This window comes from Acinetobacter seifertii, from assembly GCF_000368065.1.
In the GTDB taxonomy this organism is placed as follows: Bacteria; Pseudomonadota; Gammaproteobacteria; order Pseudomonadales; family Moraxellaceae; genus Acinetobacter; species Acinetobacter seifertii.
Map to the genome: position 1 here is coordinate 1,243,398 of NZ_KB851200.1, position 21,297 is coordinate 1,264,694.

The following is a 21,297-nucleotide window of genomic DNA, read 5'->3' on the forward strand; positions in this document are numbered from 1 at the left end:
CTACCGTCCTAAGCGCTTTTTTTGATAACGATGAAACCACTGTGCAAACCATAGCGCTAAAAAAGCCACACTTAACGATAAAACAATAAGCCGTTGAATAGCAGCCTCTGTATCGGGCTGTTGCATTAAGCTATACATAGCCAAAGGCAAAGTCCGGGTTTCATTTGAAATATTACCCACAAAGGTAATGGTCGCACCAAACTCACCTAAACTGCGGCAAAAGCACAAAATAGCACCAATTAAAATACCACTGCTCGCAAGCGGCAAAGTGACATGAAAAAATGCACCTAAAGATGAGGCACCTAGTGTCTTTGCTGCCATTTCTAAGCGCTGATCGACCAGTTCAATCGCTAGTCGAATCGATTGCACCAATAGCGGAAAACCCATTACTGCCGAAGCAAGAACTGCGCCTTTCCAGTTAAATGCAAAATCAATTCCGAGAGGCGCCAAATATTGCCCAACAACACCGCGGCTCCCAAAAACTTGTAAAAGCAAATAACCAGGAACCACTGGCGGTAGCACTAAAGGTAAAAACACCAATGTTTCAATAAATGACTTACCCCAGAACTCTTTACGTGCCAAAAACCATCCCACACAAATTGCAGGAATAATGCTGACCACAAGACAACTTGCTGCAACCTTACAAGAAAGTTGAAGAACGCTGAGTTCTTCTGGGGTTAAAGAAAACATCATGGTTTAACTGGAGCTAGCACACTAAAGCCATATTTTTTAAAGACTGCTTTAGCTTGGTTGCTTTGTAAAAATTGATAGAACTTTGCTGAGTTTGAGTTCTTTTTAATCAACCCTACAGGATAAATAATTGGTGAATGTGTATTTATCGGAAATACGCCAGCTACCTTCACATCTTTGCTAATTGCTGCATCGGTTGCATAGACAATACCAACCTGACATTCACCTCGCGCAACAAAGTTTAATGCCGCTCGAACATCTTCTGTTTCAACTAACTTTGGCTCAATACGGCTCCACCAACCTATATTGGTAAAAGCTTGTTTAGCATATTTGCCTACAGGCACACTTTTGGTATCCCCTGTACAAATCTTTCCGGTAAACACTTTATTTGGATCTGTTGTTTTATCTAGTTTTACGTTTAGTGACTGCCCTTTTGGAGTAATTAGAACCAAACGGTTGCCTAATAAATTTACACGGTCATTTGCTGCAACTAATTTTTTGTTTTGTAGATAATCCATCCACTGTGTATCAGCAGAGATAAATACATCGGCTGGTGCCCCAGCTTCAATTTGTTTCGCTAAGGTCGATGAGCCTGCATATGAAGTTTTAACTTCTACTTTATTCTGTTTTTCGTAAATTTTTTCTAAATCGTTAATTGCATTTGTTAAGCTCGCTGCTGCATAAACGGTAACCGATTCAGCTTTAGCTGGAACATTAAAGACCAATCCTATGCTGAGGACTGAACAGACTAAAGCCAACTTTTTTATCTTCGTATCACTTACCATTATATTTACCTTTTTGTCGTTTTTTGCAGCGATATATACCCAAGAATATAGCGATAACCATAGACGATGAAAAGTAGAAATTATTTATAAAGATGGATATTTTTTCTGAGCAACTGAAAACTATTGGTAGATAAAACTGATTCGCGCTTAAATTCTTTGATTTTGAAAGTATTCCTCATCTTATTTCTTTAAATAGCTACTCATAATTTGATAATCATGTTCTAAGGCTTGTTGAGCATTAACTTCCATTTGACGATAGTATTGTAAGACTTTCTGGCCCAAAGCTGTAACGGCTGCCCCACCACCATGTGTTCCACCTGTTTGAGTTTCAACTAAAGCTGTTTCAAAGCACTGATTCATGGTGTCGACCAACTGCCACGCACGGCGGTAACTCATATTCATAGATTTTGCGGCTTGTGAGATCGAACCCGTTTTCTCAATTGCTTCAAGTAAGTCTGCCTTACCCGGACCAAACGCAATGTTCTGTTCTAAAAGAATTCTAATTTGTAATTTTAAGTTTTTTTCTTTCATAGGCTTAGTTCACAAAAGTTTATTTTATGCTCACTAACATTATAGGGAAGTTTAACAAGCTAAGACATATACAAATTTAAATCTCTACTCTTTCCTAAAAAGAGTTCAATTAAAAAAATCAAAACTGCACAAAGTGGATAAAGATCTGGAAAAAACGGATAGAGGCCAAAGCCTAATCGCGGTTCAATCAGTTAAAAGCTGAATGAATAGGATTGAGCAAATGACCTCATCTAATTTAAAACAATGGAATGATTTTGTAGATGGATGTATCGACTTCCGTCCTAACGATGGCGTGTTTCGTATAGCACGTAATATGTTTACTGAGCCTGAACTATTTGACTTGGAAATGGAACTTATTTTTGAAAAGGTTTGGATTTATGCATGTCACGAAAGTGAGATTCCAAACAATCATGATTTCCTAACAGTTCAAATTGGTCGCCAACCGATTATTGTGAGCCGTGATGGTAAGGGCGAATTACACGCGATGGTCAATGCTTGTGAGCATCGTGGAGCGACCTTAACACGCGTTGCTAAAGGCAACCAATCTACATTTACTTGTCCATTCCACGCATGGTGTTATAAGTCAGATGGCCGCTTGGTGAAAGTCAAAGCACCTGGTGAATATTGTGAAGATTTTGATAAATCAAGCCGAGGCTTAAAACAAGGCCGTATTGCCAGCTATCGTGGATTTGTATTTGTAAGCCTTGATACTCAAGCAACAGATTCTCTAGAAGACTTTTTGGGTGATGCAAAACTGTTTCTTGATTTAATGGTTAATCAGTCGCCAACAGGTGAACTCGAAGTACTTCAAGGCAAGTCATCTTATACCTTTGCAGGTAACTGGAAGCTACAAAATGAAAATGGCCTAGATGGTTACCATGTAAGTACTGTTCACTATAACTATGTATCTACAGTTCAACACCGTCAGCAAGTCAATGCATCAAAAGGTGAAGAACTCGATACGCTTGACTATAGCAAGTTAGGTGCCGGTGACTCAGAAACTGACGATGGCTGGTTCAGCTTCAAAAATGGTCATAGCGTATTGTTTAGTGACATGCCGAACCCAACGGTTCGTCCAGGCTACAGCACAGTTATGCCGTATATGGTCGAAAAATATGGTGACAAATATGCTGAATGGGCAATGCACCGTTTAAGAAACTTGAACTTGTACCCTAGCCTATTCTTTATGGACCAGATTAGTTCACAGCTTCGTATTGTTCGTCCTGTGGCATGGAATAAAACCGAAGTCATTAGTCAATGTATTGGTGTTAAAGGCGAATCTGCTGAAGCGCGCCGTAACCGTATTCGCCAGTTTGAAGATTTCTTTAACGTATCAGGCCTTGGTACACCAGATGATTTAGTTGAATTCCGTGAACAGCAAAAAGGCTTTCAGGCACGACTTGAGCGTTGGAGCGATATTTCTCGTGGCTGTCAGTCTTGGGAATATGGCGCGACCAAAAACTCACAAGATTTAGGCATTCAACCCGTCATTACTGGCCGTGAGTTTACCCACGAAGGACTCTATGTAAACCAGCATGGACACTGGCAACGTCTAATGCTCGACGGATTAAACAAGAAAGCATTGAAAATGCAAGATATTACTTTTGAAAACAATGCCCTAATGGATGAGGTGTAACCATGTCACAAGAACTAAATTTTGCTGTATCTCAGTTTTTGTACAAAAAAGCAGAACTTTGTGACGCTTATGACTGGGATGCCTATCTAGAACTTTACGATGAAGATAGTGAATATCATATTCCACAGTGGATTGATGACCATAACTATGTTCAAGATCCAAATCAGGGTTTGTCTTATATTTATTATGCGGACCGTACTGGACTTGAAGACCGTGTATTCCGTATTCGTACCGGTAAAGCTGCATCTGCAACGCCGCTACCACGTACGTTACACAGCATGAATAACATTCGTGTAAAAACACTGGATGACGGATTAATTGAAGCAAAAGTCGCATGGCAAACGCTCTATAACCGTCAAGGCTTAGAAGGCTGTTTTTACGGACACGCTACTTATCTTTTACGCCAAACAGCGGATGGTTTCCGTATTCGTCGTCAACACAGCATTTTGCTCAATGACAAAATTGATTCCGTTTTAGACTTCTATCACGTTTAAGGGGAATGAAAATGGGACATTCAGTTGCACTTAACTTTGCCGATGGCAAAACCTTTTTCATTTCGGTAAATAACGACGAATTGTTGCTTGATGCAGCAGTTCGCCAAGGAATTAACCTACCGCTAGACTGCCGTGAAGGTGTTTGTGGTACCTGTCAGGGTCAGTGTGAAACTGGTATTTATGAACAAGAATATGTTGATGAAGACGCATTAAGTGAGCGTGATTTGGCTGAGCGTAAAATGTTAGCTTGCCAGACGCGTGTGAAATCCGATGCAGCTTTTTATTTCGATCATGATTCTGCGATCTGTAACGCTGGTGATACTTTAAAAATTGAAACCAAAGTGACCGCTGTTGAGTTGGTTTCTGAAACAACAGCAATTTTGCATCTTGATGCAAGCAGTCATGCTGCCCAACTTCAGTTTTTACCGGGTCAATATGCTCGTTTGCAAATTCCAGATACTGAAGATTGGCGCTCATATTCATTTGCAAACAGACCAAACGCAACCAATCAATTGCAATTCTTAATTCGTCTTTTGCCAGATGGTGTGATGAGTAATTATTTGCGTGATCGTTGTCAGGTCGGACAAACCCTACTTATTGAAGCACCGCTTGGTAGTTTCTATTTACGTGAAGTACAGCGTCCACTGGTTTTTGTGGCAGGTGGAACAGGATTATCCGCATTTTTAGGAATGCTTGATAACTTGGTCGAGCAGCCTAACTCACCTGCCGTTCAGTTGTACTACGGCGTAAATAATGAAACTGACTTGTGTGAACAAAAGCGTTTACATGCCTACGCAGAACGGCTTCCAAACTTTAGTTATCACCCGATTGTGACTAAAGCAACTGAAACATGGCAAGGCAAAGCAGGCTATATTCATGAGCACTTGAATAAAGATCAACTGGCTGAACAAGCTTTTGATATGTATTTATGTGGCCCACCACCAATGATTGAAGCCGTGAAAAATTGGTTAGATGAGCAATCTTTGCAAAACTATCGTATTTATAGCGAGAAGTTTTTACAGAGCAATACCTCGCGTTAAAAGTGTAAATAATTTAAAAACCACTTAAACCTGAAATGATTCAATATACTCTTATAAGGGGTATATTGAACTTTTACATTTAAATTAAAAGTTTTAATATATCAATAACATAAAATAATTAATTCCGACAAAATAAATTGACCAGCTCACTCGGATTTGCTATAAATTTTGATAGATCTTAAGGAATAAGATCATGATGAGATTAACTTATAGCACCTTTTATATCCCCCTATTCTATTTCTCGAATGTATTAAATGGATGGACAAAATCCGACGTAAAAATTTGAGAAAATCACATTAACTAGCGGTTAAATTGGTCTGTATTTTGCTTATATCTCATTGTAATTTGCGAGTAACTTAATTTTTTAAGTGCCGTATTTACGTGTTGCAAAGCTAAGGCTTCACACATTTTGCACAGTAAATACAGGAGTGAGCCAAAAGGGATAAATATGAACCAAGCCAACTCCCCAGAACTCAGTGGACGTCATTTTCAAAATGAGTCTATCTTTACCAAACATAATTTGGTATTTGATCACCACGATTTAAACGAAACTTGCCGAAATGTAGGGCAAATTTTTAAACCACATGATCTTAAAATCTCTCAGCAGAAGCGAGATTTCAGTGCAACTATGCACCATGTTAAAACAGGCGCATTGTCTATTAGTCGCTTGGAATATGGTGCGGATGTCATCATTGAACCAGATCACCTAGATAACTTTTACTTAATTCAAATTCCAACTCAAGGCTATGCAGAAATCGAGTTTGGTTCACAAAAGTTTATTTCTTATTCTCAAGTTGCATCTCTTATTTCTCCTCAGCAATCTTTACGTATGCGCTGGCATGCGAACTCACCACAGCTCATTCTAAAAGTTTCAAAGGATGATTTTACGTATCATTGCCGTCAGCACATTGCCGATTCAGAAAATAACTTACTCGTTTTTGACCCAAAATTAGACTTTTCTACACAAAGTGGAGCCTATTTTTTACAGCTCGTTAGAACCTTGATAGATGCTTTGGCATGCGAGCAACACCCGCTTCATCATCCTTTAGCCTTTAAACAATTTGAGTCAAATCTATTTAATGCACTCATTTATGGTCAACCCAATAACGCATTACATAAAATAGATCAGCATAAAGAAAAAACAGTCTCTCCTTATTTCGTGAAGCGTACTGAAGCCTATATTAAAGAACATTTACATGAGCCGCTTAATGTAGAAATTTTGGCTGAACATGCTGGCGTGAGTGTGAGAACACTATTTACTGGTTTTAAAAACTATTTGGGGACTACCCCAATGTCTTATTTAAAAGAATTACGTTTTGAACAGGCTCATTTAGAGCTGATGCACAATGAGAATCTCTCTGTCACTGACGTTGCATTTAAATGGGGATTTAGTCATTTAGGCCGTTTTTCTCAAGAATATAAACGCCGTTATGGGGAATTACCATCTTCTACCCGCCGTTCTGGTCAAAGTGAAGGCTCAGGCTTAATTACTTCAATTTTTTCGTAAACTAAAAATAGATAAAAGCCTTTTATATTGATTGATATAAAAGGCTTTTTTTATGATTTAAAAATGATGGACATAACGAACTTGTAGTCGTGTTCCCTCTGGACGGTTTTCAGCATCTTGCTCAAAATAAGCATTTGCAACCAAGTGATCATTTTTAGAAAAACTATACATCGCACCCGGACCAATCGCCCAGACTTGCTCACGTCTACCTTTGACTTTTTCACCATCGACTTCGGTATCAGTGACTTGTTTTAGCCAATAGCCATTTAGTCCTAAGCGAAACTGTTCAGTAATGGCATAGTCTGTTGCGAAGTTTGCATGAATTGCTTGCCCAGCTTGCATATCATTAGCTCCAGCAAAAGCATAGCTTGGGTCATTATTCTTAAAGTTATAGAGATAATGGATACGTGTGGATGCAGTCCATTTAGGATTAAACCAATACGTTGCAGCCCAATAAGGGTCAAATGAAACAGCGTTATTACTGGGGTTAATATCTTTTTGCCGATCGTATTCGCCAGTAGGTAAATTCACCTGAAACTCAAAACGATGTACAAACTTCGGCCCTTGCGCGCCCATGATTGGATCGAATTGAATAAAAGGTCCTATCATAATGTCCCCAAAGCCACTTTGGGCTTTAATAGCAGCATTATTCAAGCCATCATCCATGTCCATTTTGCTGACAAAAGGAATTAAAAAATTCATACCTAGGCTGGCTTTATCTTTTACTCGGACATTCGATAAATAACTAATCTGCTCAACCAATACTTGATAATTTAAATCTGTTTTAGGTAAACCTAATTTTTGTCCATTGGCATCGGCCAGTTTATTACTATCGTAATTTTGAAAGTAAGTTTGAGCATACCAGCCAGGCCCTGCGGGTAATCCACCATCGAGAAAGCTGGTCATACCTAAGTTTACGTTCGGTAAATCATAGGCATGAGAAACTAATGGCAAACCCAACAATGTCCCTGCTAAAAATCCATGTTTAATTAAAGTGCTTTTCATCTTCTTATTTCCTATAAAAAAATCACGACCGGATTGATCGTGATTGTGGTGAATTAATGTGCTAATTCTGGATGCTCTGCGGCAATCCGATACTTTCCTGCGTGGAATACCAATGGTTCACCTTGGCGTTGTTGGTATTGTTCAATTTGACCAATAAAAATCAGGTGATCTCCGCCTTCATACTGATTTACATTGCGGCAAACCAAGGTTGCGAGTGCGTCGGACAAAATTGGAACGCCTGCATTGCATTGTTGATGGGCAATGCCTGCAAATTTGTCTTCAGCACCTCGAGCAAAATGCCCCGAAAGTTGATGATGCTCCTGCGCCAACATGTGAATGGCAAAATATTCAGCTTCAACAAAATCAGACAAGCTTGGTGCTGTTTTTGAAAGGCTCCATAAAATTAATGGTGGATCTAAAGATAATGATGAAAAGGAATTGGCTGTCATGCCTATCTTCCGACCATCTTTACCACGAGTTGTAATCACGGTAACGCCAGTTACAAACTGTCCAAGCAAATTACGGATTTCTCTCGGGTTTTCAGCATTAATTGCTTGTAAAGCTAAAGTTTCAATTGTGTCCATTTTTCATATCTCCCTTTGCTGTTTTGCCCTTAAGCCACTTTTGCTGCGGTTTTTGAGGCCAAGAATGCTTGAGCCTGATTTGCATCAAACCACCAAGGAGCAAAGGCACGAGGGTCATCAAAGTTATTGGCCATAATGGAAGCAATGCTTTGGTTTTGGCTTGCGGCTGCTAATAGCTCAACAACATGGGGTTGCGGTGGTACTAACAGACTATTAGTCCAAGCCACCACTTTTTCTGCATAAGCCCAATAACGTTCAAAAGTTTGAACCATCCATTGTTCGCTAAAGTTTTGATTATCATTGGCTAAAATGGCATCGAAATAGATTTTGCTACACTTAGCAGCGTTGTTTGAGCCTTGACCAGTAATCGGGTCATTCACCACCAAGGCATCTGCCATCCCAAAAATTTTCTTGCCAGACGGTAAGGTTAAAACGGGTTTACGTACTGTCGGCGGGAAACGTCCTGCTAAATATCCACCAGCATCGGTTAACTCAACATTAGCGCAGCGTTCATATTCCCAAGGCACAAATTTCTTGAGTAAGTCCAAACTGCATTGCAGATGCTGTTCTGGTGTTTTGACATCTTGCCAACAGTCCATTGGCCCATTTGGGATACCTTCAAACACCATAATGTCGCAAGGACCATTTACTGTAAGTGCTGGAAATGAAAAGTATTCGCCCACTTCTGGAATAATATTAAAAGTCACACGAGAGTATGGCGAAATTGGCTTCATGTTTTTGACATAGGTCAATGCCAAAGCACGCTGTGGCTTATCAAAAACACTACGTGCATCATCACGCTCAAATTGTTTAACGACTTCACCTTTACCAGCAGCGAGTAATACAAGTTCGTAGTCGTTTGCGAGTTGTTCTAACTCGTCTATTCCCACATCCTGAATTACCAATTGACCGCCACGGCGTTCAAACTCTTCCATCCAATATGGCATTTTGACGCGTTGATCGACCGATTGAGCGTAACGCTCAAGCCGAGCACTCCATTCAAATGCTTTACCACCATTTTCAGGATTAACTAAAGCTAGCCCAATGCCTTCTACAGCTGGACATTCTTCTTCCCAAAAATTTAGTCCCAAGTCACGTTCAGTTTGTAAAGCGGTATGAAACATACACTGGCTTGACATGACTTTACCTTGGCGGATTTCATCGGCAGTTCGATTGGTGACCATGGTTACGTCATAGCCTGTATCTAATAAGCCCAAACCAAGCTGTAAACCAGACTGTCCTGCTCCAACAATTGCAATACGGCGCATAATATTCTCCATAATTTTCTAAATGTGCTTTTAAAACGCTGTGCTATTCGGCTAAACGTGGAATAGCAGGCTGTGATCCTTCAGGGCCCATCACTGAATATCCGCCATCGACCGCATAATCTGCTCCGGTGACAAAACTCGCAGCGGGTGACAATAAAAACAAAACAACATTGGCAACTTCTTCGGGATGACCCAATCGACCTAGCAAGTGATAATCGGCTGCCACGCTATCGGCCTTTTCGCGGTTATTACCGCTGACTTCTGCAATAACACGAGACCATGTCCAACCCGGAGAAACTGAATTGACGCGAATGCCATCAGCAGCAAAATCCATTGCCATGCTTTGTGTGAGTTGACGTATCGCGGCTTTAGACACTGGATATAACCAGCGCCCTGTTTGTGCCACTTTGGCCGAGATTGAAGTAAAATTAACGATTGAACCTTGCTGCTTTTTTAGGTCATGGTATAAAGCACGGCTCAGCTCAACTGTAGAGACCAAATTAATATCGAGTGCTTGTAACCAGTCCTGACGTGAAGATTTAAAACCGTCATCTAAGTAAGTACATGCCAAATTCACCAAGTAGCTCACTTCACCTAAATGTTGGTGAATATCTGCCACAGCTTGTTGAATAGCCGCATCACTGGTTAAATCGGTTTGAATAAACATCACATCATGATTAAAGCTTTCTGCAATTGCCTTGCCTTTGGCATCAATATCTAAGATAGCGACATGAGCACCTGCACTGACTAAGGCTTGTACAACAGCTTTACCAATCAGTGTTGCGCCGCCGCTCACCACAGCGACTTTTCCTTTTAAATCTATATTCATTACAGATACTCCTTAATTGACTGGCTTGCCTTCACTACTTGACCAAGATGGCATCAACGTATTTGAAGGAAGATCTTCATCAAGAAGTTTTCGCGCGGTCTCTACACCTGCAACGGGTAAGCCCGTTGGGTCTAATAAACCAATTTGAACCAGTACCGATGCTTGGTCCCAGTAAATATGCTCATGGCACAGCTTTGAACCTCTAAACTGAATTACACCTAGCATTGGAATTTCGACGTATTTACCAGTCGGTTTTACACCCGGTAATAACCAGTCAATTTCAGCATCGTGGGTAAAGCTCATAATGAACTCATCTACCACTTGCGTTGAGCCAACCGTACGAGAGATCGAAGTGATCTTCATATCTTTTGGATTTTGATGAACAAAGTGATATTGATAAAAACGAGCGAGCTGGCTTTGACCTACACCGCCAGTTAAGGTTGGAATATGGTTGACATACGGTTCTGCGACCATTGTTGCCATGGTTGCTGGCACGTCACGCGTATCGAACTCATGACGAATATGCTCTTCCCATAAAGCAACTAAGTCATATTTCGGTCCAATCGTGTTATGTAGAGCTGTTACTGTACGCTCGTGGGCAAAGCGGGCTGAAGGTTTGTGATAATGATTGCTTTTTGGGCGTGCAAAAGCATGATCAACACCTTCATAAACATAAGCTTGTACATTTGAATATTGGTTGGCTGCATCAACAATCGCTTGTCTCGCACCTGGCGGTGTAAATTGGTCCAGTTCTGCAATATGTAAAACCAAACTTCCTTTTACGTTGGCTAACTCATCTAACGATTTTTCAATGCCTACACCGTAATAACCTACAGCACATGCCACGTCAGGAAGTCGGCAGCCTGCCAGATAAGCAAGCTTTCCACCCAAACAGTACCCCACCACACCGAGGCCTGTAGAGGTGTCACATTCTGGTCGAGTCTTTAAAAAAGCTAAGCTGTCCTGAATGTCTTCAACCCCAAGATTTTCATCATATTGCTGATAAAGCTCGAAAGCCTTTTGAAAATCTTCTGGTGTGTAACCCAGTTCTATATTAGGTGCTACACGCCAAAATAAATCAGGAACTAAAACGGTATAGCCTTCTTCTGCAAGAAATTCTGCTTTTTCTCGCATGGCCGCATTCACCCCAAAGATTTCCTGACAAAGCACCACACCGGGTCCTTTTCCTGTTTCTGGTGTCGCTAGATATGCACTGAACTGCTTTCCAGATGCTGTTTTAATTTGAATGGTTTGACCAGCCATAGTGTCAACTCCTGACATTGTTATGGCTTTATCTTCTATCCGAAATTTTTTTTAGACTGTCCAAAAGCTGCAAGCACTATCCAATCTCTGCGCAATTATCAAAACTTATCAAACTGGATAAAAACTAAAAAAACAAGAAACACCTATATTTCAAAAGCTTAAATTAAAAAATTAAATTAATACTTTTTATCTCATTTGGAAAAAATGGATGAAGATTAGGACTTATTGGATAGTGACGATTGGCTAAAAATAGTTCAATCAAGTCATGTAATCCGTTTGATTACATAAAAAAAGCCCAGTCATTTTCTAAATTAAGGCGTTTTATTTATGCATCGACCATGGCCACTTTATGGACAACAAAAAACGTTAATGCTCATCAATATTTTATGTTGTAGTGCATTTTCTACTCAGGCTTATTCAGCGGATGAAGAATGGAAATTTACATCAAAAAATGCATATATAGACAGAAACTATGACAATCCAGATGTAAAGGACACAGGTAGCTGGTCACAATCAGTTTCTCTATTTTACAACTCAAATATGCATGATACGCCGTTAGAAATTGGGGGAACCCCAATTCAAATTGGCGCAAATGCTTCAGCACAATATGCGGTTCGTTTAAGCCAAGATAAACATGTTGCAGATACGGTATTACCTTTCGATAAAGCGACGCAGTCACAAGCACCCGATTATCTAAAATATGGTGCGACCTTAAAGCTAGGCTACAACAAGACACTACTCAGCATTGGTGAATTATGGCTGGATCTACCCGTAACCACTGTAGATGCAAGTCGACAACTCCTGACATCTTATTGGGGAACTAATCTTAAGAGCCAGCTAAACGATAAGCTTTTTGCAGAAATTGGCCGCATTGAAAAAGTATCTCCGCGAAATGAAGAAGACTTTCACAGATTTTCTTTTACTTCAAAAGGTGTGACTGGCTACTCCGACGGACTTAACTACATAGATCTGCGCTATCAATTTACGCCTACATTGAAGGGAGAATATTACTTTGGGAATATGGAGGATTTATATAACAAACACTATGTCGGCATTGACCATATATGGAAAAATTCTAATTTTTCAGTTAATTCAAAGTTCAAATATTTCAATGCCAAAGATAATGGAAATCTTTTTGACATCGATGCACAAAATGTAGGGCTACTAGAAACGCTTAAAGTAAAAAATCATAGTTTTGGTGTGGGTTATCAGCAAATTATTGGTGAGTCTGCTTACCCGTTACCAGATGGTTTCTTGCCTGAAACTTATTTCATTAACTGGAACACGACTGGTTTCTTCAAACAAGATGAAAAGTCCTATCACTTTATTTATGGCTATGACTTTAAAGGTTATGTGCCTGGCTTAAATACCACTTTCAAATATGTATATGGCGATCACTTTAAGACAGCAGATGGCTTAAAAAATAAAGAAAGTGAAGCAAACGTTATTGTCAATTATGCCCTTCAACAGCCATTCCTCAAAGGCTTAGCTCTTCAGTACATCTTCATCAATTATGACGTTAAGCATGGAAATGATTTCTCTGAAAACCGTTTCTTCGTCAATTACAGCAAAAAATTTTAATGAATAAGGAATACGTATGAAAACGATAGATGCAAACACGATTATCAACCGTGAGAAACTGTCTCCACTACAGTGGATGGTTTTTATCCTAGGCTTTTTTGTCTTCTTCTGTGATGGTCTAGACACAGGAATTATTGGTTTTGTTGCCCCTGCATTATTAGATGATTGGGGAATTACCAAGCCGCAACTTGCTCCGGTTTTAAGTGCTGCTTTAGTTGGTATGTCGATCGGTGCAATCATTTCGGGGCCTTTGTCCGATAAATTTGGACGTAAAGGCGTCATTGTTTTTACAAGTCTTTTATTTTCAATATTTACAATTTTGTGCGGCTTTGCTAATTCAACTCAAGACTTAATGATTTATAGGTTTATTACAGGTGTAGGTTTAGGCGCAGCCATGCCAAACATCAGTACAATTGTCTCTGAATATATGCCTGTAAAACGTAAAGCATTCTTAACAGGTCTTGCTGGCTGTGGTTTCATGCTGGGTATTTCTTGTGGCGGTGTGCTGTCAGCTTATCTATTAGAAAGCTATGGCTGGGCTAAAGTGATTATTATTGGCGGAAGCATTCCCCTCATTTTAGTGGTTGCTTTATTGCTTAAATTACCTGAATCAACTCAATACTTAATTACACGTCATAAACAAGACAAAGCTCAGCGTATTTTAGAAAATATTCAAGGACATTCCTTCCAAGAGCCGGTAAACCTTGTTTTAACTCAAGCAGAAAATGCTTCAGATGAAAACCCGGTTAAAGTGGTTTTAGGAAAATATCTGTGGGGTTCAAGTATGCTTTGGCTCTGTTGCTTTACGAGTCTGTTGGTGTTCTATCTTTTAACAAGCTGGATGCCAACAATTTTAAAAACAGCTGGTTTCAGTACTCAACAGTTTAGTTTAATTGCTGCGATTTTCCCTTTTGGTGGTGTAATTGGTGCAACCATTATGGGATGGTACATGGATAAGCTGAATCCAACTACAGTCATTAAATATTCATATCTCATTGCTTTCGGCCTATTCATTGTTGCAGGTCTAGTAAGCTCAAATATTTTCTTATTAGGGCTTACTATTTTCTTAATTGGTGCCTTACTCGCTGGTGCTCAGTCCTCATTACTGCCACTTGCAGCTATGTTCTATCCAGCAGTGTGTCGCGCGGTTGGTGTTTCATGGATGCATGGTATTGGTCGTATCGGTGCAATTTTAGGTGCTTTCTTTGGCTCGCTCATTTTTACTTTTAACCTAAGCTTAAGCGGTATTTTCTTTATTCTAGCAATACCAACTTTCGTCTCATTTATTGCGCTTAGTCTGAAAGTGATTTATGAGAAATCTAAAAACAAACAAGTGTTAAAGCTAGAAGAAAGTCTATAAATATTAATCAATAAAAAACTGATTTAGGCAACTACATCAGTTTTTTATTGGAAAAATTAAATATCAGAAAATTTTGCCTTTGGTCTCACTTGGATTTTCACCAAACTCTTCACGATATTCTTGAGAAAAACGACTTAAATGGTTAAAGCCCCAGTCATAGGCAAGCTTTGAAATAGAAACCTTTCTATCTGCACCTGTGGTGCTCAGGATTTTATAAATTTGTTGGAGACGATATTTTTTTAAATACGACATTGGACTGGTGCCGTAGTACTGTTGAAATTCGTCATACAATTTTGATTTTGAAACCCCAGCGAGACGTTGCAAATCTTCTGCACAGATTTCTTCGTGAGCATGTTCAATAATAAAATTACGAACCTTAAGAATATAAGCTGGCTCGTCTTGATGTGAGAGTGACTTTAAGGCTTCAGAATAATTATTTTCTTGAGACAATAATAACGCTTTAATTACAAAATTTTCATAATCTTCAGACAATATCTGCAAACCATAAAAATTGCTATATTGTGATTTTAACTGTACAAAATTTTGAATGTTCTTCCACCATGCACCAATCAATTGCTCAGAGTCTAAGTGCATTTCAGGGTTAAAAATAATGGGAGCTTCTATGGGTTTATTAAGTAAATCCGCAAGCACAATCTGCATACTCCGTTCAGGAATAACCACCTGAAATTTTCTGCAATCTTTATCGATAATCAAATCTTGCTGATCGTTATTTGAAACAATAAGGCCTCTATTTTCATCAGATTGATAATGAGCGCCACGAATGTTGAGAGCTTGTCGACCTTGTATAGGTAAACTGATGCTATAAGCTTTTAAATTTGAGATGTTAATGGCAACGTTTGCACCATAACTGATTGTACCGATCGCCATTTTTTTATTAGGCAAACGCATTCCGTCATAGTGAAAATCGAGAGTATCTTTGTAAATTGTATCTAGACGGTGTTCACCGCAAATTGTGGACATCAGATTTTGCGCAAATTCAGCTTTGCGTGAATAATGATTGAGTTCCATCTGTTGGCTGAGTGATATCATATCCTTTTCACCTAGCTAAATAACTTATTGCTTAAAAAGCAACTTGTATGCCAATTAATATCCTTTAATTGACGAATTTTCCTGAAAATACCGAATCAAGAAAGAGAGTAAAGATTACTTTCTCATACTCTATTAAATTTTAAAAATGGAAATAAGTTAAATACCTTTAAAGTATAATTTTATACCTTAACGAACTTATTTTATTAGATTTTTTATAAACAAATAGAGTAGATATAAATCATTATTTTAAACAGTGGACTATCGTAAATTTTAACGAATAAAAAAACCGCCTATTTTAAAATAAGCGGCTTTTAAAACACTTAAATTATTGAGCTGTGTAGCCACCATCCATAACGACAGCTTGGCCTGTTACTCCACCAGCTTTACTACTCGCAAGGAAAATTGCATAGTCAGCGATTTCTTCAACAGATAACAAACGCTTTTGAGGAACCATTGCCAAAATTACGTCTTCAAGTGCGCTATCTAAACTTACATTACGAGTTTTAGCCAAATCTGCAATTTGCCCACGAACCAATGGCGTATCTACATAACCCGGACATAAAGCATTTACCGTAATACCATCACGTGCACATTCCAATGCCGCAACTTTTGTTAGACCAATCACGCCATGTTTCGCGCTGTTATAACCTGCCTTTCCAGCAAAACCAATCAAGCCATTAATTGAAGCCATGTTAATAATACGTCCATATTTTTGAGCTTTCATGATTGGTAAAACATGTTTAATACCAATAAATGCTCCTGTTAACATGACCTGAACTAACTTTTGAAAAACAGCCGTTGGAAACTCTTCAATAGGTGCAACATGTTGAAAGCCAGCATTATTAATTAAGATATCAACCGTGCCAAAGTTCTTTTGAGTAAGCTCAATTGCTTGTTTATAAGCGTCTTCATCGGTCACATCACATGGTGCAGATAATGCTTCAAAGCCTTGCTCTTTAAGTGAATTCGCCGTTTCTTGGCACTTTTCGGCATTCATATCAGAAATAATAACTTTGGCACCTTCTTGAGCAAATTTCTTAGCAATCTCTAGACCGATACCACTTGCAGAACCTGTAATAAAAGCAACTTTACCGTCTAAAAGTTTAGTCATCTATTTACTCCTTAATACTTATAACGTGCTGATTTAAACAATACCCGTTACGGTAAAGACCGTAATCACTACAAATACTGCTAATGTTTTAATTACCGTAACTGCAAAAATATCTTTATACGATTGTTTATGGGTTAAACCTGTAACAGCGAGTAAAGTAATGACAGCACCATTATGCGGAAGCGTATCCATACCACCCGACGCCATTGCAACCACACGGTGCATGACTTCTGGTGGAATACCTGCAGCTAAAATCGCGGCGTTATAATGTTCAGCCATCGCACTTAAAGCGATACTCATACCACCAGAAGCCGAACCGGTAATACCTGCTAAAACGGTTGTCGTCACCGCCCCATTTACTAAAGGATTTGTGAAGGTACTGCTCATTGCATGACTAATCATGGCAAAGCCCGGTAATGACGCAATAATTGCACCAAAGCCATACTCAGAAGCCGTATTCATCACTGCTAAAAGTGAGCCACCAATACTGGCATTAATGCCTTCTTTAAAGTTCGTCACTACACGTTGGTAATCAAACAAAATTGCAGTAATAATCCCGACAATGAGCGCAAGACCAACCGCCCAGATCGCACCAGTTTTTGCAACGTCTACGGTGTAATCAGCAAGACCAACTGAGGCAAAATCAAAGCCATTTGGATACCACTCTTTGATTGCTTTAGACAAATATTTGTTCATTACTGCAACAAGAATGAGCGGTACAAATGCTAGAAACTGACGAGCCTTACTTCCATTATTTTGTAGAGCCATATCAGCTTCAATTTCTTGAGACTGCATATTGTCTATACCAAAACCAGAGAATCCTTCCCCAGCTTTTGCAGCAGCACGGCGACGCCATTCTAAGTAGCTTAAACCCATACACAAAACAAAAATAGCACCAATAATTCCTAGAAATGGTGCGGCATAAATATTGGTACCAAAGAAAGTGGTTGGAATTACGTTTTGGATTTGTGGAGTACCCGGCAATGCATCCATGGTGAATGTAAATGCACCAAGCGCGATAGTTCCCGGAATTAAACGTTTTGGAATATTGGCTTGTCTAAATAGCTGGTTTGCAAAAGGATAAATTGCAAATACAGCAACAAATAAACTTACACCGCTATATGTTAAAATTGCACCTAACAATACAACGGTTAAAATTGCTTTTTTTGCTCCAATCCATCTTACAATGGTTCTAGCAATAGACTCAGCAATTCCTGACATTTCAACAACTTTACCGAAAATTGCCCCGAGCAAGAATACAAGAAAGTAATCTTTAATAAAGTTCACCATTTTGGGCATAAAGACACCCGAATAAAACGGTAAAACATTGGCTGGGTTAATGAGTAAAACTGCAAGTAAGGCACAAATGGGTGCCATGAGAATGACTGAAAAGCCCTTGTAAGCTGTATACATTAACAGCCCAAGCGAAAGTAGAATTACAAATAATTCCCACATATATTCCTTCTCCCTAAAGAATAAATATTTTAGAAATTCCATATCTATTTGATTAATTTTAATTTTATTAGATTTATTTCGATGTCCTGCAAAATAAATGCAAAATTCCTGCAAAACAGTTAAATCTAATAATCATTTTACTGACATAAATGACAACATCCATTTTGAAGTTTTCTATAAAGATTTCTTGTATAAGATGTTGTAATTTTCATGTAAATAACTATCTAGACATTACATCTATTAGAGTCTTTTTTGTACTGATATTTGAGAGGAATTACAAAAGCATAAAAGTATTAATTTTCTAGTTTTTATATGCCCATTACATAAAAAAGCCCTCCGAAGAGAGCTTATAAAGACGTGGGTTCAACTCCCATCATCTCCACTGAGCTATTAGTTTCTATTTAGTAAATGATAGCGGTCCATTGGAGGTAAATGCCAAGGATGAGTATCTATACGTTTATGTAGCTCAGCTCTTTTATCTTTTTCAATAAATGACCAAGCAACAAACTCACTTGAGGGCTTTTCTTATTTCTATCCATACATCAACTTTAGCAGCAGATTCATTCCCTTTTGCAATCGTATCAACTGCTCAAAGGATAATAACTTTACTCCAAATAATAAAAACCCGCATATATTTGCGGGTTTTTGAACTAAAAAATTATTTTTCGTCGATCACCATAAAACTTCCAGCAGCTGAACCTGAATTAATAAGAATTGTATAATTATCACACTCATATTTTTGATCAACGAATTCACCGTATTTTCCATCAACACCTTTTTTTATTTTCCAATTGGATTTAGGTAATCCATATAACTCTGTAAGAATTTTTCTTAACTTAATGTGGTTAATATCATCCAAATTAAAACTCACACTATAACCAGAAATAAGATAATTACGTTTATAATACTGAATGTAACTAAAAGATTGAACCGGTGTTTGAACCGTACCGGGTTTGTCGGAGACTTTTTTATTTAAGTTAGGCCACCTGACCTAACGGGTTAATCTTATCATAGTACATTGCTTCAAACTCAAAAGGCGATACATAACCCAGTGCACTGTGTACACGCTTTTTATTGAACCAATCTACCCAGTTTAGTGTCGCAAGTTGTACATCTGCTAAACCTTGCCAATCTGCTTTTAAATATTCAATCACCTCTGTTTTGTATAAGCCATTCACCGTTTCAGCCAAAGCATTATCGTATGAATCACCAGTTGTACCGACTGATGCTCGTAAATTTGCTGCTTCCAAACGATGGGTGTAACGAATAGAAAGGTATTGCACGCCTCTGTCGGAATGATGAATTACATTCTTTGGCATACCGCGAGCATGTAACGCTTGTTCCAGTGCATCAAGGACCATGTCTGTATTCATCCGTGTTGATACTTTCCAGCCAACAATTGCCCGTGAGAAAACATCAATCATAAAGGCGGTATACACCCAGCCTGAATGGGTTTGAATATATGTGAAGTCTGCGACCCACAGCTGATCTGGATGATCAGCACTAAAATTCCGTTTCACCAAGTCGGCTGCTCGTTTTTGATCATCTCTGCTACGTGTCGTTTGTTTGTTCTTACCACGCCAAACACCTTGTATTCCTAGCTGTTGCATCAATCGAGCAACTGTACAGCGCGCAACAATATAACCTTCCCGTTTCAGTTTTTGCCAGACTTTACGTACACCATACCGACCTGAACTTTCCTGCCAAATTCGTTTAATTTGTTCAGCATGATGCAGGTCATGTAGATCTCTTTTCGCTCGATGTTCTGGATTGTCCGCAAGATCTAAAGTTCGATAATAGGTTGAAGTTGCGATTGGTAGAATTCTACAAATCGCCTCAACACCGTATAGGTCTTTATGGTTATGAATGAAATCCACCATTATTTGTGTGGGCGGTCGAGCTCCGCCTGGGCGAAAAAAGCAGCTGCTTTACGTAGAATTTCATTGGCTCGCTGCAGTTCTTTATTTTCGCGTTCAAGTTGTTTAATGCGTTCTTGGTCTGAAAGCTGCTGTACTTTAATTGGATTCTGTTGATTCAAATGCTTCTGATGCCAGGAACGTAGTGTTTCAGGAGTACAGCCAATCTTGGGAGCAATTGCTGTGATTGCAGCCCAAGTAGAAGGATAATCTTTTTCGGATTCAATCAATAATTGAACCGCTCTATCTCTGATTTCAGGGGTGTATTTTACTTTTTTCATCGGGACATTCTCTCAAGAAAAGTGGTCTCCGACAAACCCGGTACGGTTCAGTTCCTAATAGCCAATATTTCTCAACTTTAGGACCAATAAGAGCTTCCCCAAAATTACTATTATTATTCTTATTCCAAACTTTATTATCTATTTCTACCTTATATTTTTCTAATTTCCTAACATCATGCCCAAGACCAACATTAGCAATTACGATTTGATCTTTAGGTACTTCACAAACAGAAGCCCAAACAGCAATAGGAAAATAAGAGGCAATTAATAAAATTCTTTTCATAATATCCCAATAATTTACTTAAAAAAGAGATTATGATATTTCAACATAATTTGCTCAACAAAAAAGTCTACTATGGGCAGAATTTCCACCATTTTTAATTAAAGTTTTACCGTTTGGAAATGGTTAAGATAGGCATACGAGAATCATTAAAAATGCTGACCTTAAAGTTGCTTTAGATCATGGTCGCTAATTATTAGATCTGAATAATTCAAATAGGCTTTAATCTGGCATAACACATTAAAAAGCCAGCTAAATGCTGGCGTTTGTTCATTCTAATTAATTAAAAAGATCCTTATACTCGCTTAGAGCTCTAAGACACGTAGAATTTCGCCCAGTTTCCTCCATTTCGGCTTTTACAGACATAATCCCTATCTTTGTAGCATTTGCTATTTTTTTCTCACCATAAGCCGCTATACACTGTTTATTAAGCTTTTGCAGATATGATTCATATCGGTCATTCAATTTAACTATGCAAATATTTTCGATAGCAAGGGCGTAACCAAGCATGTCTCCATTATCTTCACATTCCTCTAATTGAGGTTTCTCCGTTTTAGCCTGAGCAAATGCAGAGGTAGAACCTAGTAAAACTAAAGTAAGAATAAATGTTTTCAAATAATTCATTTTTAAT

The 21,297-nt window shown here is 38.7% G+C and carries 21 protein-coding genes and 1 other annotated feature; of the genes, 6 read left to right on the forward strand and 15 right to left on the reverse strand.

What is annotated here, in order from left to right:
- The 3 genes from modB to F985_RS13220 form a co-directional block, all read right to left on the reverse strand.
- Complete coding sequence (gene modB / locus F985_RS13210; RefSeq protein ID WP_000971591.1) at nt 1-693, reverse strand: molybdate ABC transporter permease subunit; 693 nt, start codon at nt 691-693, stop codon at nt 1-3.
- On the reverse strand, nt 690-1,475 hold the full coding sequence (gene modA, locus F985_RS13215) for a molybdate ABC transporter substrate-binding protein (RefSeq protein WP_004701685.1): 786 nt from the start codon (nt 1,473-1,475) through the stop codon (nt 690-692). The genes modB and modA overlap by 4 nt, the downstream gene beginning before the upstream one ends.
- 180 nt (nt 1,476-1,655) lie before the next feature.
- Complete coding sequence (locus F985_RS13220; RefSeq protein WP_004701686.1) at nt 1,656-2,006, reverse strand: winged helix-turn-helix domain-containing protein; 351 nt, start codon at nt 2,004-2,006, stop codon at nt 1,656-1,658.
- 220 nt (nt 2,007-2,226) lie between these two features.
- Here F985_RS13220 and antA point away from each other — a divergent pair, with 220 nt between their 5' ends.
- From antA to F985_RS13240, 4 genes are all read left to right on the forward strand, one after another.
- Nucleotides 2,227-3,642, forward strand: a complete 1,416-nt coding sequence (antA, locus tag F985_RS13225; RefSeq protein ID WP_004701687.1) for an anthranilate 1,2-dioxygenase large subunit — start codon at nt 2,227-2,229, stop codon at nt 3,640-3,642.
- 2 nt (nt 3,643-3,644) lie between these two features.
- Complete coding sequence (antB, locus tag F985_RS13230; RefSeq protein ID WP_004701688.1) at nt 3,645-4,136, forward strand: anthranilate 1,2-dioxygenase small subunit; 492 nt, start codon at nt 3,645-3,647, stop codon at nt 4,134-4,136.
- Nucleotides 4,137-4,141: 5 nt separating this feature from the next.
- Entirely contained in the window at nt 4,142-5,176 is a 1,035-nt protein-coding gene (gene antC, locus F985_RS13235; RefSeq protein WP_081401286.1) for an anthranilate 1,2-dioxygenase electron transfer component AntC, read from the forward strand.
- Between the two features lie 448 nt (nt 5,177-5,624).
- Nucleotides 5,625-6,683 carry an AraC family transcriptional regulator gene (locus F985_RS13240; RefSeq protein ID WP_004701690.1) on the forward strand — a complete coding sequence of 353 codons (1,059 nt, stop codon included), beginning with the start codon at nt 5,625-5,627 and terminating at the stop codon, nt 6,681-6,683.
- 57 nt (nt 6,684-6,740) lie between these two features.
- Here the strand turns inward: F985_RS13240 and F985_RS13245 are convergent, their stop codons facing one another.
- Genes F985_RS13245 through F985_RS13265 form a run of 5 tightly spaced genes read right to left on the reverse strand, consistent with a single transcriptional unit; the run spans nt 6,741 to nt 11,632 of the window.
- Nucleotides 6,741-7,688 carry a SphA family protein gene (locus tag F985_RS13245; RefSeq protein ID WP_004701692.1) on the reverse strand — a complete coding sequence of 316 codons (948 nt, stop codon included), beginning with the start codon at nt 7,686-7,688 and terminating at the stop codon, nt 6,741-6,743.
- A gap of 53 nt (nt 7,689-7,741) precedes the next feature.
- Entirely contained in the window at nt 7,742-8,272 is a 531-nt protein-coding gene (locus tag F985_RS13250; RefSeq protein ID WP_004701694.1) for a flavin reductase family protein, read from the reverse strand.
- Between the two features lie 29 nt (nt 8,273-8,301).
- On the reverse strand, nt 8,302-9,540 hold the full coding sequence (locus F985_RS13255; protein ID WP_004701696.1) for a styrene monooxygenase/indole monooxygenase family protein: 1,239 nt from the start codon (nt 9,538-9,540) through the stop codon (nt 8,302-8,304).
- A gap of 43 nt (nt 9,541-9,583) precedes the next feature.
- On the reverse strand, nt 9,584-10,369 hold the full coding sequence (locus tag F985_RS13260) for an SDR family oxidoreductase (protein ID WP_004701698.1): 786 nt from the start codon (nt 10,367-10,369) through the stop codon (nt 9,584-9,586).
- A 12-nt stretch (nt 10,370-10,381) separates the two neighbouring features.
- Nucleotides 10,382-11,632 (reverse strand): dienelactone hydrolase family protein, encoded by a 1,251-nt coding sequence (locus F985_RS13265; RefSeq protein WP_004701700.1) that lies wholly within the window; start codon nt 11,630-11,632, stop codon nt 10,382-10,384.
- Nucleotides 11,633-12,001: 369 nt separating this feature from the next.
- Between F985_RS13265 and F985_RS13270 the strand changes: the two genes are divergently transcribed.
- Both F985_RS13270 and F985_RS13275 read left to right on the forward strand, forming a co-directional pair.
- Nucleotides 12,002-13,213, forward strand: coding sequence for an OprD family outer membrane porin (locus F985_RS13270; protein WP_409360312.1), 1,212 nt, complete (start codon nt 12,002-12,004; stop codon nt 13,211-13,213).
- 16 nt (nt 13,214-13,229) lie between these two features.
- The gene (locus F985_RS13275) at nt 13,230-14,573 is read left to right on the forward strand and encodes an MFS transporter (RefSeq protein WP_004701703.1); all 1,344 of its coding nucleotides are present in this window, start codon (nt 13,230-13,232) and stop codon (nt 14,571-14,573) included.
- Between the two features lie 63 nt (nt 14,574-14,636).
- On the opposite strand, the gene F985_RS13280 is transcribed toward F985_RS13275, so the two are convergent.
- From F985_RS13280 to F985_RS13305, 7 genes are all read right to left on the reverse strand, one after another.
- Nucleotides 14,637-15,623, reverse strand: a complete 987-nt coding sequence (locus F985_RS13280) for an AraC family transcriptional regulator (RefSeq protein ID WP_004701705.1) — start codon at nt 15,621-15,623, stop codon at nt 14,637-14,639.
- A gap of 325 nt (nt 15,624-15,948) precedes the next feature.
- On the reverse strand, nt 15,949-16,734 hold the full coding sequence (locus F985_RS13285) for a 3-hydroxybutyrate dehydrogenase (RefSeq protein ID WP_004701707.1): 786 nt from the start codon (nt 16,732-16,734) through the stop codon (nt 15,949-15,951).
- Between the two features lie 33 nt (nt 16,735-16,767).
- Nucleotides 16,768-18,189: a GntP family permease gene (locus F985_RS13290; RefSeq protein ID WP_004701709.1), complete on the reverse strand. Its 1,422-nt coding sequence runs from the start codon at nt 18,187-18,189 to the stop codon at nt 16,768-16,770.
- 658 nt (nt 18,190-18,847) lie between these two features.
- Nucleotides 18,848-19,048 (reverse strand): hypothetical protein, encoded by a 201-nt coding sequence (locus F985_RS0104395; RefSeq protein ID WP_004701711.1) that lies wholly within the window; start codon nt 19,046-19,048, stop codon nt 18,848-18,850.
- A gap of 118 nt (nt 19,049-19,166) precedes the next feature.
- Nucleotides 19,167-20,386 (reverse strand): IS3 family transposase gene (locus tag F985_RS13295; RefSeq protein ID WP_085945696.1). Its coding sequence is split into 2 segments (ribosomal slippage): nt 19,167-20,110 and nt 20,110-20,386, totalling 1,221 coding nucleotides; the frame shifts between segments, so codons are not numbered across the junction.
- Nucleotides 19,995-20,111, reverse strand: a sequence feature (AL1L pseudoknot). Its footprint overlaps the gene before it by 117 nt.
- Complete coding sequence (locus F985_RS0104405; protein WP_004701714.1) at nt 20,361-20,669, reverse strand: hypothetical protein; 309 nt, start codon at nt 20,667-20,669, stop codon at nt 20,361-20,363. The genes F985_RS13295 and F985_RS0104405 overlap by 26 nt, the downstream gene beginning before the upstream one ends.
- Before the next feature lie 276 nt (nt 20,670-20,945).
- Entirely contained in the window at nt 20,946-21,290 is a 345-nt protein-coding gene (locus F985_RS13305) for a hypothetical protein (protein ID WP_004701716.1), read from the reverse strand.
- Nucleotides 21,291-21,297: the final 7 nt, after the last annotated feature.